At 39.8% G+C, this 12,528-nt stretch carries 13 protein-coding genes and 2 pseudogenes; 1 reads left to right on the top strand and 14 read right to left on the bottom strand.

The genetic code is table 11. From position 1 onward, the window contains the following. Positions 1 to 61 precede the first annotated feature (61 nt). Positions 62 to 226, top strand: coding sequence for a hypothetical protein (locus tag ACM0OP_RS03890; RefSeq protein ID WP_414527077.1), 165 nt, complete (start codon positions 62 to 64; stop codon positions 224 to 226). Here the strand turns inward: ACM0OP_RS03890 and ACM0OP_RS03885 are convergent. The 14 genes and pseudogenes from ACM0OP_RS03885 to ACM0OP_RS03820 form a co-directional block, all read right to left on the bottom strand. Further along, complete coding sequence (locus tag ACM0OP_RS03885; RefSeq protein ID WP_414527076.1) at positions 203 to 985, bottom strand: COP23 domain-containing protein; 783 nt, start codon at positions 983 to 985, stop codon at positions 203 to 205. The genes ACM0OP_RS03890 and ACM0OP_RS03885 overlap by 24 nt on opposite strands. Before the next feature lie 73 nt (positions 986 to 1,058). After that, on the bottom strand, positions 1,059 to 2,630 hold the full coding sequence (locus ACM0OP_RS03880) for a M48 family metalloprotease (RefSeq protein ID WP_414527075.1): 1,572 nt from the start codon (positions 2,628 to 2,630) through the stop codon (positions 1,059 to 1,061). A gap of 23 nt (positions 2,631 to 2,653) precedes the next feature. After that, the gene (locus ACM0OP_RS03875; protein ID WP_414527074.1) at positions 2,654 to 3,508 is read right to left on the bottom strand and encodes a DUF5331 domain-containing protein; all 855 of its coding nucleotides are present in this window, start codon (positions 3,506 to 3,508) and stop codon (positions 2,654 to 2,656) included. A 37-nt stretch (positions 3,509 to 3,545) separates the two neighbouring features. Continuing rightward, entirely contained in the window at positions 3,546 to 3,878 is a 333-nt protein-coding gene (locus ACM0OP_RS03870; RefSeq protein WP_414527073.1) for a (2Fe-2S) ferredoxin domain-containing protein, read from the bottom strand. Positions 3,879 to 4,086: 208 nt separating this feature from the next. Further along, entirely contained in the window at positions 4,087 to 5,061 is a 975-nt protein-coding gene (locus ACM0OP_RS03865) for a cysteine synthase A (RefSeq protein WP_414527072.1), read from the bottom strand. 527 nt (positions 5,062 to 5,588) lie between these two features. Next, positions 5,589 to 5,762: pseudogene (locus tag ACM0OP_RS03860) on the bottom strand (IS4 family transposase); the annotation flags it as partial. 102 nt (positions 5,763 to 5,864) lie between these two features. Further along, positions 5,865 to 6,311: a DUF29 domain-containing protein gene (locus ACM0OP_RS03855; protein ID WP_414527071.1), complete on the bottom strand. Its 447-nt coding sequence runs from the start codon at positions 6,309 to 6,311 to the stop codon at positions 5,865 to 5,867. 62 nt (positions 6,312 to 6,373) lie between these two features. Then, positions 6,374 to 6,946 carry a Uma2 family endonuclease gene (locus ACM0OP_RS03850; RefSeq protein ID WP_414527070.1) on the bottom strand — a complete coding sequence of 191 codons (573 nt, stop codon included), beginning with the start codon at positions 6,944 to 6,946 and terminating at the stop codon, positions 6,374 to 6,376. A gap of 20 nt (positions 6,947 to 6,966) precedes the next feature. Then, positions 6,967 to 7,551, bottom strand: a complete 585-nt coding sequence (locus ACM0OP_RS03845) for a Uma2 family endonuclease (RefSeq protein ID WP_414527069.1) — start codon at positions 7,549 to 7,551, stop codon at positions 6,967 to 6,969. A 107-nt stretch (positions 7,552 to 7,658) separates the two neighbouring features. Continuing rightward, the gene (locus ACM0OP_RS03840; protein WP_414527068.1) at positions 7,659 to 8,297 is read right to left on the bottom strand and encodes a peroxiredoxin; all 639 of its coding nucleotides are present in this window, start codon (positions 8,295 to 8,297) and stop codon (positions 7,659 to 7,661) included. 126 nt (positions 8,298 to 8,423) lie between these two features. Further along, positions 8,424 to 9,599, bottom strand: a complete 1,176-nt coding sequence (gene hpsP / locus ACM0OP_RS03835; RefSeq protein WP_414527067.1) for a hormogonium polysaccharide biosynthesis glycosyltransferase HpsP — start codon at positions 9,597 to 9,599, stop codon at positions 8,424 to 8,426. Positions 9,600 to 9,627: 28 nt separating this feature from the next. Beyond that, positions 9,628 to 10,800 carry a hormogonium polysaccharide biosynthesis glycosyltransferase HpsO gene (gene hpsO / locus ACM0OP_RS03830; protein ID WP_414527066.1) on the bottom strand — a complete coding sequence of 391 codons (1,173 nt, stop codon included), beginning with the start codon at positions 10,798 to 10,800 and terminating at the stop codon, positions 9,628 to 9,630. 318 nt (positions 10,801 to 11,118) lie between these two features. Beyond that, the gene (hpsN, locus tag ACM0OP_RS03825) at positions 11,119 to 12,105 is read right to left on the bottom strand and encodes a hormogonium polysaccharide biosynthesis glycosyltransferase HpsN (protein WP_414527065.1); all 987 of its coding nucleotides are present in this window, start codon (positions 12,103 to 12,105) and stop codon (positions 11,119 to 11,121) included. A gap of 34 nt (positions 12,106 to 12,139) precedes the next feature. Further along, positions 12,140 to 12,481: pseudogene (locus tag ACM0OP_RS03820) on the bottom strand (hypothetical protein); the annotation flags it as partial. Between the last annotated feature and the right edge of the window lie 47 nt (positions 12,482 to 12,528).

Here is a 12,528-nt window from a genome sequence, read left to right as displayed (position 1 = left end):
AATTATCTGCGTTTATCTGCGTCCATCTGCGTTTAATTATTACTGCTTATACCTCACTTGAATGGGAATTGCTATAATCTGTGGTCACGCAGAGTCGCAAAGAGTTTTTATGAGTGTAGATGAGCGATCGCCTACTCAGACTATTAACAACATCTGCAAAGTGCGATCGCCATCACTGATTAATAAAATAGTGCAGAGACTATTAACGGAAATTACCAGGATTTAAACGCCCTGGGCTAGGAGATTGCTGTTGACGGTTATTTGTCGCGTTAACTCGTAAACTTCCACCATCTTCAGGGGCGAGAAAAGGTTTCAAATTGATATTATCTCTACTAGATGCAGTCGGGCGATTATTACCACCACCTAAGAGCGTGCGACCTAAATTGTATAACTCATTCACTCCACCCCGATTAGCGCCGTAAGTATTCACAGCTGTAGTTTGTTGTCCACTATCAGCAGTCATCAAATTTTGGAAAACATTATTACGCACCGCATAAGGATCTTGTCCACGGGGTACTGTTAATACAATGCGGCAGAAAGGATTATTTTGTGTAGTTACACACACAATATTTTCATTATTTTCTACAGCTATTTGTAGTTCTTCCAGACCATCTGGGCGATATTGTTCTAAACGACTAGAAATAGCTTCACAGCGTCTTTGAGGAGTCCAACCATCACCCAAAGTCTGAGGTGCAGCCCAAGGGAAAAACTGCCCTGAAAGGTTCTGGGGTTGATACATAACTGTATACTGCCCATTATAAAATTGACAGGTAAACCGAGTTCCACTAGTTACAGGTGGTACATTTGTTGGTTGTGTGTTGATTGGCGTATTGATAGGGGCAGATGTACCCCCAGAAGGTATAGTTGGCACTACAACATCACCAAAATTAGAATCATTAAATTGAGCAAAAGCCGCAGCATTACCTAAACACAAAGATAAGCCAAGACTACTTAAAAATACGAACTTTAAACGTTGTAAAGACATAAATTATTGCCCAGTATACATTAAATAGGGAGTTGATAATTTAAGAGACGAATAATTTGGGATTTTTGATTCATCAAGAGGAAGATTTTTTGGCTTCCCGTGATTTTTTATCTTGCAGTAATTGTTTTACACGTGCTTGTACTTCTAAATGTCGTTCAACGCCCTCGTAACTGTAACGGTTGTAATTTCCACGGGAAATTAAATTTTCTAGATAACTAACCCTCTGACTACCACCTGGGTGAGAAGATAACCACAGAGGGATAACATTTTTCTGTTCTTTTTCTAACGTCACCATTAAATTACGTAAACCATCAGCAGCATATCCACCAGCCACAATTAAACGTGTCCCCAAATTATCGGCTTGACGTTCCATTTCCCGACTGTAACTGAGAGCAAAAAGTTGACCAATATTACCACCTAGAGGTAAATACTGCGTGATATTAGCAATCAGGTTTCCTTGAGTGACTAATTGAAAACCATGAGATAGAACAGTGTGAGCTAATTCATGACCAACTAAACCAGCTAATTCTGCTTCTGAATTAGTTTTAGCGATCGCACCAGCATTAATAAAAATCTTACCCCCAGGCAGGGCAAAAGCATTGAGGTCTGCTTGAGGAATCACAAAAAACTCATAGTCAAAATCATGTCTTCCCGCTACAGCAACTAATTTTTGACCAATTTCATTCACATAAGCCGTAACAGTTTCATCCTCAATTAAATTTAACTGTCTTTTTGCTTGCGTTGCTATCGACTCACCAATAGCCGCTTCACCTCTTAACAACATCACAGTAGAATCAATAGCAGAAAACGGCCCCAAAAGACTCCCCGTAACTGCATAACCCAATGCACCTGTAATGATATTGGTAATAGTATTACCCCTAATCTCCGACTTAATCTGAGACTTAAAGTTATTCAGATTAGTATCAGCTAAACCTTGAAATTGAGCAGATTGGGGATGATCAGGATTTAATAGTGCAAATTGACGCGCCGTTAAAGAAGCCTCGATCCATTTTTGATTAGCTGCTAATGCATTCACCCTAGCTGCAATCAATGTTGATTCATTGGGATAAAGGGAAACTGCACGTTCTAAAACCTCCAGAGCTTCTTCAGAGCGATTATATTGATTTAACACTTCCGCAAAGCGAATATGACCAGGAATAAACTGCGGATACTGTGCCACCAATAATTGCAGAGGTACTATAGTTCTAGTTTGCAAATTATTAGCAATACCCGCCGCCGACTCTCGCCAATAAACCTGACCTGCTGGAGCCAATTGCTCATAATTAACTATTGCAGGTTGACGTTGTTGGTTTGTAACTTTTGTATTAAAGGGTTCTTTAACCTCTCGGTAAATTTTTTCCGCCTCAGCAATTTTTCCCGCTAAAAACAGGTTATCTGCTTCTATGAGTCTTTGCTGACGAGCCAATTCCTCTGGACTTAGTTCAGATAACTCCAATTCTGGCGGTGTAATTTCCTCCGTCTCCACTTTTATAGGTGTATTGGTAGTCTCAATAATCACAGATGGAGTGGCTTCTTCTGCTGTCACAGGCGGAATAAATTGACTCAAGATAACTAACAGCGATGTCACAAACCCCAGGAACACCCATCTCCAGGCTAAGAGTAGAGACTTTCTAATTTTTTTCATAAATTTATACACAACAATATCCTTTAAAGTCGGATAGAAACAGCAGTTTCTGGGTCATATCCCCTACCCTGACAACACTCATCTACCCAAGCACCCAGACTAGAAACATGATGACTAGGAGATAAATTCACATCATGGGGAATATCTTTGACTTTCGGTGATGTTTTTCTCTGACCATTTTTGAGAACTGTGGGTTTCAGACAGTTGCGTAAAAAGAAAACCCCAGTTAAACAATTTATCTGGAGTAGAAGCAGGGAAAACTGAATAGGTACATGAGAAAATCGGGAATCCTCAAATTTTCTAGACGGTATAGCCTTAGTTTTGTGCAATATATCCATAGTAATTGCCAGAGGCGATCGCACAGGTTTCTCCGCCAGTAATAAACCCGACTTCCCTTGACGAGAATCCATCATCCTATGAGTCGGGAAAGCAGCAACCGCAACCGACGAAACCACTTCCTCCCTATTTGTCCTATATGCTGACACAGGTTGATGTAATCGCGGCAGATTAGAACGTTGAATTTCCCCAGTAGAAACTTCAGCAGTCACAGCCTGTAGAGGAACAGCCTCCCTTTCCAACTCACTTTTAGAGAGAGAATCCGGTAAATTTACCACACTCAACTCATCATCAGGATTAAAATTCAGACCTAAAGCCCTAACTATCTCATCAGGATTATTATTCAGACTGAGGATAAAAGAAATCACCTCATGAAACTGCGGTTCTAAAATCGCCACAGTAGCCAAAATAAATCCAGATAAAGGACGGCGGACACCATCATAAGTCCCCCAAACCCTCATTTTCCCCATCCAAGAACGATTCTGCTCATAGTAACTCAGCCACTTGATTTTTGCAGATTGACGTAGCTGCTGAATATCCATAGATGCCTCCCTGTAGTAATTGATATTTAAAAGATACTTACTTCTCAGTATGAAATCGATAATAAAGCATTTTTTTCACACATTCACCACCCGACAAATGTTGTTTCACCACCAGAGGTACTTCATTCGGTTTCACACCGCAATACCAGACCATATCCGGTAAAACCAGCACCATCGGGCCATGACCACATTGTCCCAAGCAACTGCTACCCGTCACCGTTACATCCGCAACTGGTAAAGTAGCAAAAGCCTCTAATACCTTAGATGCACCTTGCTTTTTACAGGTGCGATTTTGGCACACTCGCACACATCTAGCAGCAACCCTGGGACTGATTTCAGCAGAATTAGATGATTTACCAATATTTGACATAATTATGGTTTTAAGGGAACAGGGAACAGAAAACAGGAAATTTCCTAACCACCTTGGCGGTTACTATAAGACTTAACCAGAAATCCAGTTCCCCTCCTCGCTTGCGGGGAGGGGTTAGGGGTGGGGTCTTATGACACAAACGAGAATTTCCCGACTTGTGTGTACACCGTAGCCTCGCTTGCGGGGAGGGGCTAGGGGTGGGGTCTTATTAACCAATAACTAATCCCTTAGAAGCCAGCCATTCCGGGTTAAATATGCGTGACTGATAGCGGGAACCGTTGTCACATAAAATAGTAGCAATAGTATGTCCTGGCCCCATTTCCTTTGCTAAAGCCACCGCCGCCCCAACATTAATACCAGTAGAACCACCCATTAACAACCCATCCTTCTTCAACAGTTGATACACAACTCGCAGAGCTTCCGGATCATCTATTTGCATCGCATCATCAATGGGTACGCCTTCCATATTAGCCGTAATGCGGCTATTACCAATACCTTCAGTAATAGAACTGCCTTCGGTCTTAATTTCACCAGTTTTAACATAGCTATATAATCCGCTACCCATAGGGTCAGCTACCACACATTTCACCTGGGGATTCCGTGCTTTTAAATACAAGGAAACCCCCGCAAAAGTCCCACCAGTACCAGTCGCCGCCGTCCAAGCATCCACTGTACCGTTTGTCTGTCGCCAAATTTCTGGCCCCGTAGTTTCATAATGGGCGAGGCGGTTGGCTAAATTATCAAACTGATTTGCCCAAATCGCATTATCTAACTCCGCCGCAATTCTGCCAGATAACTTCACATAATTATTCGGGTCTTTGTACGGAACAGCCGGCACAGTACGCACCTCTGCACCCAAAATTCTCAAAGCATCAATTTTTTCTTGGGACTGGGTATTAGGAATAATGATTAAGCATTTATACCCTTTAGCATTGCAAATATGCGCCAAACCAATACCAGTATTTCCTGCGGTTCCTTCCACCACAGTCCCACCGGGTTTCAGTAAACCCTTCTTTTCCGCATCTTCAATAATATACAGTGCAGCCCGGTCTTTTACAGAACCCCCAGGATTGAGAAATTCTGCCTTAGCTAAAATTTCACAGCCAGTTTCCTCACTAAAACTGTTTAAGCGAATCAGAGGGGTGTTACCAACGCTACCGACAAATCCGTTTTTAATATCCATTTTGACGTTCCTGAATGCTGTTATATAAAAATTTTGGCGTATTGCAATGATAATATTGAGCAATTCTGCCACCAAAATCCTAGTACACCATACACACTCTCACTTCAAACTCCCTCTCTGCAACTCTGCGTGAGAGGAAAATATTTTTTGACATATAGGAATCATATTTGATTTCTAATATACAAGGGTGCTGTATAGCCCAAGGGGCTAAAGCGAAGCGTAACGCACCATCCTGAAAGCCTTTTGTGCGTTACGACGTTCCGTCTAACACACCCTACAACACCTAGATTTTTTCAATAATCAAACCCCAAAACGACGTACTTAGAGAGTCGATCCGCAACTTAAAGAAAAGCCGTCCTAGAAGGACAGGGCTTTAGACCCAAGTTTTTGGTAAATCCTGGAATCATTTCATTGTTTCTTTTTGGCGTTGCTGCATTGGTAGCTGTAAGAATAGCCTCAGCCCTTGCAGGAATAATTATTATTGGTGCATTGCTGTGGAGATCTTACCAACTATTCTTTGAATCTAAAAAACAATTATTATTTAATCTCTTAAATAAATCCCGCATACTTGTTAAACTATTATCCAAGGCATAAGCCAACCAACACTCAACGTAAAGACGACTATTCAAAACCGGATAATCGTTTTTTGGCAAGGGTCTGAGGATGTCTTTGACAATCTTGGGAAATGAATTTATAATCACTTTCAAACTAAAGTATTTTAATCCTTCGCTCAAAATTTACCATATTCCGATGCTCTTTTTATCACCTTTTTCTTAACATTCAACACTTCTGCATTACAATAATTATTCCCAAAATTTCTTATTTAACAAAGCATCTACATCACTAGGAAATGGACAAACATCAGAAAAATAAACATCAGGATAACCATCTCTGACATTTTCCAAAGCCATTTCATAACTTTTAGCAAGAATTTCTAACATAAAATTTTTCAAACTCGGTGAATCTTCTAACTCAATTTGCAATCTTTGCCGAAAATTTCTAATTTCAATTTCCCAACCTCGATAACAATCTGACATCGGTACATAACACCGCTTTAACAAATGTTCCAATAAGCGCACCAAAAAACTCCGCACTGTTTTACGCTGACTTTTCCCCAAAGACTCTACCTCTTCAATTAAATTTTCCCAATCTAAGTTGTCATTATCTCTGGCTTTTAATTTACTGACTGTATCTTCAACCCAGAGATAAAAATCCTCATTGTATAGGTTTTGGACTGATTTTTTACTCATAGTTTATCTTTGCTGTTGCTTGTGATTTTATTTCATAATTAGTAGAAATTACGAATTACGAATTACGAATTACGAATTATATTAACATCTTCATAAATTTCTGCCATTGTCAAATTCAAACCAATCGAATCTAAACGCAATTTATCATCTTTGCTTAAAACTTCCATTGACCAGCTACCCGAAACTTCCCGGCGATAAACTTCTACTTTGATTTGGTCTTGATATACTAAGACATATTCTTGTAAACTATCTAGCATTTGATAATTAATACGTTTTTCTCGTTTATCTGTGGTTTCTGTTGAATCAGATAAGACCTTTATAATTAAGCTAGGATAAGTTTTAAAATATCTTTCTTTATCTTCAAGGTTACAGGTGACTAAAATATCAGGATAGTAGAATATATCGGCGTTCTGCACCTTGACTTTAACTTTCATGTCTGACATAAAAGCACGACAAAAACTTCCGCGAAGATGGGAGCGTAATATGTTGTAAATATTGCCTGATATTAGGTTGTGTTCTTCACTAGCACCTGCCATTGCAAAGACTTGTCCGGCTACATATTCATGACGAATATCGCTGAAGTTCTCTGATTCTAGGTATTCTGTAACTGTGAGAATATTTAAAGAAGATTGCATAATTTTGATTGGTTTTGTGACTACCAAATTTTACTCATCTTCAGAAAAAATCCTGATAAAACGTTTTCACCGCTAACAGTTTCAGGATTTTCTAAACATTCTTCTGGTTGTCCAGGACGATAAATATAAACTCGGCGATGTTTACGGTCAATTAACCAAGCTAATTGTATTTCTGCTTCCTGCATATATTCTGTCATTTTTTCTTTCAATGGTTGCAGGTTATCAGATGCTGACCTTAATTCAATCAGAAAATCTGGACAGATAGGTGCAAATTTTTGTTTTTGCTCTGGTGTGAGTTTATTCCACCGGGCTAATTTTATCCAGGACGCATCAGGCGATCGCTCTGCACCTGTTGATAGTTTAAATCCTGTGCTAGAATCGAAACAAATGCCTGTGCCGTCTTGTTCTGCCCAAACATATAACTGTCCGGCGATATTAAAGTTACGGTTTCCTGTTTCTGACCCTGTGGGTGGCATAATTGATATTTCTCCCAATTTATTCCTTTCAATGCGTAAGTCGCGGTTTTCTTGACAGAACTCAAAGAATTGTTCGTCTGTCATTGGCATTGATGAGGGAAAATGCAATATCAAGGGGGATGAAAGCATGGTAAATCTCTCCTACTTTGCTAACCCAAATAAGTTAATTATATCTATATATAAAAATGGTGGGTTACGCTTTTGCTAACCCACCCTACTATTGATGTTAATTCAATTTACTTGTTGGGCTGAGGTGTCATCCGCAAATAAGGTTTGATTTCTTTGTAACCTTTGGGGAATTTTTCTTTCAGAACTTCAGGATCTTTCAAAGATGGTACAATTACGCAATCTTCACCATCTTTCCAGTCAGCAGGGGTTGCTACACTGTAATCATCAGTTAATTGCAGAGAATCAATTACTCGCAATAGTTCATCAAAGTTACGTCCGGTGCTGGGGGGATAGGTAAAGCTAAGACGCAGTTTTTTGTTAGGATCGATAACGAAGACGGAACGCACTGTGATGTTTGCAGCTGCGTTGGGGTGAATCATGTCATAAAGGTCAGAAACCTTTTTGTCTGCATCTGCGAGAATGGGATAGTTGAGGGCGGTTCCTTGAGTTTCTTCGATGTCTCCTACCCAGCCATTATGGGAGTCAACATCATCAACGCTGAGTGCGATCGCTTTTACGTTACGCTTGTCAAATTCTGGCTTGAGTTTTGCGACTGTGCCTAATTCTGTGGTACAAACAGGCGTAAAGTCAGCAGGGTGGGAAAACAATACTACCCAGCTTTCGCCAGCCCATTGGTAAAAGTCAATATCGCCGTGAGTAGATGCTTGTGTAAAGTTAGGTACTGTATCACCAAGACGGAGAGTCATGCAAGATTCCCTGTAATTTTAGAAAGTTTTATGTATTTTACATTGCCATGATGACATAAATAACGGTTTCCCCATCGGCGTTTAGCAGTGTGTAACAAAATTTTAATTTTTTAGGTGCTAGTTTTCTCAAGTGAGAATATTTTGGTAGGCTGGGATGATTTGACGGGCGATCGCACTCCAACTAAAATACTTTAAAGCATATTGTTGAGCATTTAACCCTCGTTGCTGACGTTGTTGGGGATTTTGCAACGCTTCCTTGATTAATTGTACAAAATCTTCTACCTCCGTTTTACCCACCCAACCCGACTGACTATCACGCACCTGTTGGCAAATATGCACTTGGTCAGAAATAACTACCGGGATACCTGCTACCATAGCCTCAGCTACAGCAATGCCAAAATTTTCATAGTAAGAAGGCAAAACGAATAAATCAGCAGTTTGTAGTAAACTAGCTTTTAACTCACCACTGATAAAGCCTGTAATGGTAGTGTGCGATCGCAATGGAGAATTAGCAATCTGTTCTTTAATCTTCTCCTCATAATCTGGATCTTGAGAATTTGTCCCAGCTAACACAAAATGAAACTTGCAGTCAGACATTAATAACTTTTCTAATGCCGGAATCAACAAATTTAAGCCTTTTTTCTGGTCAATGCGCGACATAAACAGCACCAAAGGCAAATCTAACGGTATTCCCAACTGACTACGGACTAAACTATCCCCATTTTTCACCTTTTCCGGAGGAACAACACCCAAAGGAATCACCAAATCTCGCGTTAATATCCCAAAACGTTCTGATATTTTTGCCTCTTGTTCACTGGTAAAATGAATTGCTGCTGCATTAGCTAAATTACCCCGTTCAATCAATGCAGCATAAAACTGTTTTAATTGTTTTTTCTTGCGTAAATCGGCCGGGTCAAGAGTTCCCAAAGGACGTAAAATATAAGGTAACTTTTGCTGATGACATACTCGCGCCGCCGCACTAGTTACAGGAGAAAATAAAGCGTGAATATGCGCCAAATCGTACTCACAAGCATGAACCTTTAGCCATTTTAATAAATCCAGAGAAAACTTATAACGCCGAAATGGGGCGCAACGAAAATAAATTACTTCATAACCATCTCGTTTAACTGGACAATTCAAAGGGACATCTAGAGGTTTTTGTCCAGTATCACCATTACTATCAGTTGTAATAATTGTAATTTCAATACCTTCTTTGGCTAACGCTTCAGCCAAACCAATAACCATTTGACTAGGACCACCGTAAACCAAAGAAATTGAAGGAATAATTTGTAAAATTTTCATAGTTGTGTGTTCTGCTGGGCGCGAACTTTTAATTATTAATTAATTCTTGATAAAACTGAAATTGCTGTTTTGCTAAAGCCTGATTAGTATATTGAGTCATGGCTTTCTGATAACCCTTCATACCAATACTCTTAGCCAAATCTGGATTTTCTATTAATTGTAATAAACATTTTGCTAACTCTGGGATATTACCTTCAGGAAAAACCAAGCCAGCATCACCAATAACATGGGGAATTTCTCCAGAATCAGAACCAATGACGGGAACTTGGCAAGCCATAGCTTCAATTAAGACATGGCCAAATTGTTCTTTCCAACCCACAGCCGTTAATGTTTTCAATTTGTAAGTTGTTTCTGAAGGTAAAACTAATGTGTTCATTAAGTTGATATAATTCGCAACTTGATCATGAGGAACACTTTCAATAATTATTACCCGATTATTTAGATGATTTTCTGTGAGGAATTTAATTATTTCATCTTGTAATTCTCCCCTTCCTAGCAATAGCAACTTCCAAGGTTTATCGGAAATATTTAATAAGGCTTGTAACAGCGTTAATATCCCTTTCTCTGGGACAAACCGCCCCACAAAGCCCACAACAAAATCATCTGCTGTAATCCCTAATTTCTGGGATAATTCCGGTTGGAATTGGGGAGTAAATAAGCGTTCATCAACACCCAGTTGGGGCATAATTTGAATGGGGCCTTGATATCCCCTTTCTCTGATGACTTCTGCTCCATCTTGATTACCACAAATAATTCCGTCACTGTGGTCAAGGTTATATTTTTCTAATAAATTTACCGGAAATTTGAGTTGATAGGGGAGATTCCACCAAGTAAAAAAGATGTTTTTGGCTTTGAGTCCTAATATTTGATTGAGAACAATCATCTGAGTATGTGCTATTCCTCTAGAACCTTGTTCTACTTGGAGAATTTGAGGGCGAAATTTCTTTAATAAGGAGATTAAATCAGTACCAAAGGTAAGTAGTCCTTGATGATTTTGACTAAAGTTAGAAATGGGGACTATTTTAAAGTTTCCTTCGTCCCTATATTGGGTGGTAATAGTTTTGTTTTGGATACCACCGGGTTTCCAGGTTTTGGGAACTACAACTGTGACTTCTATTCCTGGTTTTAGTTGAGCTAAGGAGCGTAATTTTTCACAGTTAAGGTCTACAATATAAGAGTGACTAGCAACTAAGATTTTCATATATAGCTGGGGACTGGGGACTAGGTACTGGGTTAAGACCCGAATGGTGTCTCGGTTTTATTTAGGACTTACACAAAGACTCTCTCAAACCCTCTTCACTTTGTGTCCTTTGTGTCCTTTGTGGTTTGTTTTTCTTAATTCTGCGTAAGTCCTGTTATTATCTTTTTATGTCCTAACCTCCTTAGCTATTGTTATGATTTGAGCATTTTTTCATGGCGATCGCAATTCCTTCTAAAAGTGCGCTAGGGGCTTGAGTCCGCAAAGTACAGGAGAGAAAAAGGAAATTCCGCAAGGTGTGGGATGGTTATGCTTTGAGATTTAATTAGTGTGGATGTTGTCTAAATGGGTGTAAATTTGACCATCATTCCAAGGTGACTGAATAACTGTAATTAAGGCTTTGATAAATCCTAATGTGTAAAATATCCCACGAGTGACAATTTTTATGGGAGAACCGCTTTTATTACAGGGGGGTTTTCCTAAAACGTGACAGTCAAATAAGGCGGCGTATAGGCGTAGGGCTTGGCTAGAAGTGAGGTTTTTTAACGCCATTAAGAAATGATTGTGGTAGAAGGTGAGTTGATATTTGAGCGATCGCATACTAATATCATGACAACCTCCAGTTTCTTCACCTAAATGGATCAAAGCGGCCTCTGGATCATACCAAATTTTGTATCCCGTCTGGCGGATTCGCAAACAAAAATCTGATTCTTCCCGCACTGCACTACCGCGAAATCTTTCGTCAAAGTGCAAGCCGTATTTAGTAAAAATTTCCCGCCGAAAAGACATATTACAACCCCTGGCTGTTAAAACTTGCTGGGGTTTGATGGTGTGGACTAAATCCAGATGATACCAAGCAATCCCAGGGTCCATCGCTGCGGGAGGTAAATATTCAATTTGTAATTCCCCACCAGAATCACTCAATTTATCCCGGTCAAATACCCGCCCAGCCACAGCCCCAATTTCTGGATTTTGGAGATAATTTTTGGCGTGGGCGGCTACAAATTCCGGGGTCATTTTGACATCATCATCAATGAATAAGATGATTTCACCTATGGCGCGACGCACACCATAATTACGCGCCCCTGGTAAACTCGCCCAATCTAAACGAAACCATTGAATTTTATTAGCTGCTGCGGTGGTTTCTAGATAAGTTTGAATTTCTGGTTTGTGTGTGGGAGATTGATCTACTACTAAAACCTCAAAGTTGGGATAGTCTTGATTTAAAACATCTATGATACTATCCCGCAGCGTTTCTTCTCTCCCATAGGTGGGGATAATGACAGAAACCAAAGGCAAATCATTCATATTTTTGTTTCGCTGCTATTGGGAGTAGAAGTAATTAAGTTACTAAGGGGACAAATTTTTTCTTGGTTGTTTTGACTGGCTGAGGATCTTCAGTTTTTACTTTCTGTTTATCTATTAATGGCAATTTGAATAATACCCCGGCAAAAAACCAGTAGTATACTGCAACTGGGTCAACATCTAGAGGATAGTAGTAGGTGTTGTAGCTAATAAACAGGATAAATACCCATAAAGCAGCTGCATGAGTGCGTAAATTGGGATCTTTTATGGAGCGATAGGCTTTGAAAGCCTGAATTGTGATGGTGGTGACTAGGGCTAAAAATGCCAGGACTCCCAGAATACCTACTTCCCAAAGCACTTTAGCATAGTATGTTTCTACTCATCACACACTGATCCCCGGTATGAGAACGCTGACAGAGTTGGTGG

The organism is Nodularia chucula CCY0103 (assembly GCF_963923915.1).
GTDB lineage: Bacteria > Cyanobacteriota > Cyanobacteriia > Cyanobacteriales > Nostocaceae > Nodularia > Nodularia chucula.
The sequence above is the reverse complement of the archived record's forward strand: the minus strand, read 5'-3'. Positions and strand labels throughout refer to the sequence as shown.

Excerpts from the sequence above, each read along its gene's own strand:
- ACM0OP_RS03890 (WP_414527077.1), top strand. The coding sequence starts at position 62 with ATGGGAATTGCTATAATCTGTGGTCACGCAGAGTCGCAAAGAGTTTTT.
- ACM0OP_RS03885 (WP_414527076.1), bottom strand. The coding sequence starts at position 985 with ATGTCTTTACAACGTTTAAAGTTCGTATTTTTAAGTAGTCTTGGCTTA.
- ACM0OP_RS03880 (WP_414527075.1), bottom strand. The coding sequence starts at position 2,630 with ATGAAAAAAATTAGAAAGTCTCTACTCTTAGCCTGGAGATGGGTGTTC.
- ACM0OP_RS03875 (WP_414527074.1), bottom strand. The coding sequence starts at position 3,508 with ATGGATATTCAGCAGCTACGTCAATCTGCAAAAATCAAGTGGCTGAGT.
- ACM0OP_RS03870 (WP_414527073.1), bottom strand. The coding sequence starts at position 3,878 with ATGTCAAATATTGGTAAATCATCTAATTCTGCTGAAATCAGTCCCAGG.
- ACM0OP_RS03865 (WP_414527072.1), bottom strand. The coding sequence starts at position 5,061 with ATGGATATTAAAAACGGATTTGTCGGTAGCGTTGGTAACACCCCTCTG.
- ACM0OP_RS03855 (WP_414527071.1), bottom strand. The coding sequence starts at position 6,311 with ATGAGTAAAAAATCAGTCCAAAACCTATACAATGAGGATTTTTATCTC.
- ACM0OP_RS03850 (WP_414527070.1), bottom strand. The coding sequence starts at position 6,946 with ATGCAATCTTCTTTAAATATTCTCACAGTTACAGAATACCTAGAATCA.
- ACM0OP_RS03845 (WP_414527069.1), bottom strand. The coding sequence starts at position 7,551 with ATGCTTTCATCCCCCTTGATATTGCATTTTCCCTCATCAATGCCAATG.
- ACM0OP_RS03840 (WP_414527068.1), bottom strand. The coding sequence starts at position 8,297 with ATGACTCTCCGTCTTGGTGATACAGTACCTAACTTTACACAAGCATCT.
- hpsP (WP_414527067.1), bottom strand. The coding sequence starts at position 9,599 with ATGAAAATTTTACAAATTATTCCTTCAATTTCTTTGGTTTACGGTGGT.
- hpsO (WP_414527066.1), bottom strand. The coding sequence starts at position 10,800 with ATGAAAATCTTAGTTGCTAGTCACTCTTATATTGTAGACCTTAACTGT.
- hpsN (WP_414527065.1), bottom strand. The coding sequence starts at position 12,105 with ATGAATGATTTGCCTTTGGTTTCTGTCATTATCCCCACCTATGGGAGA.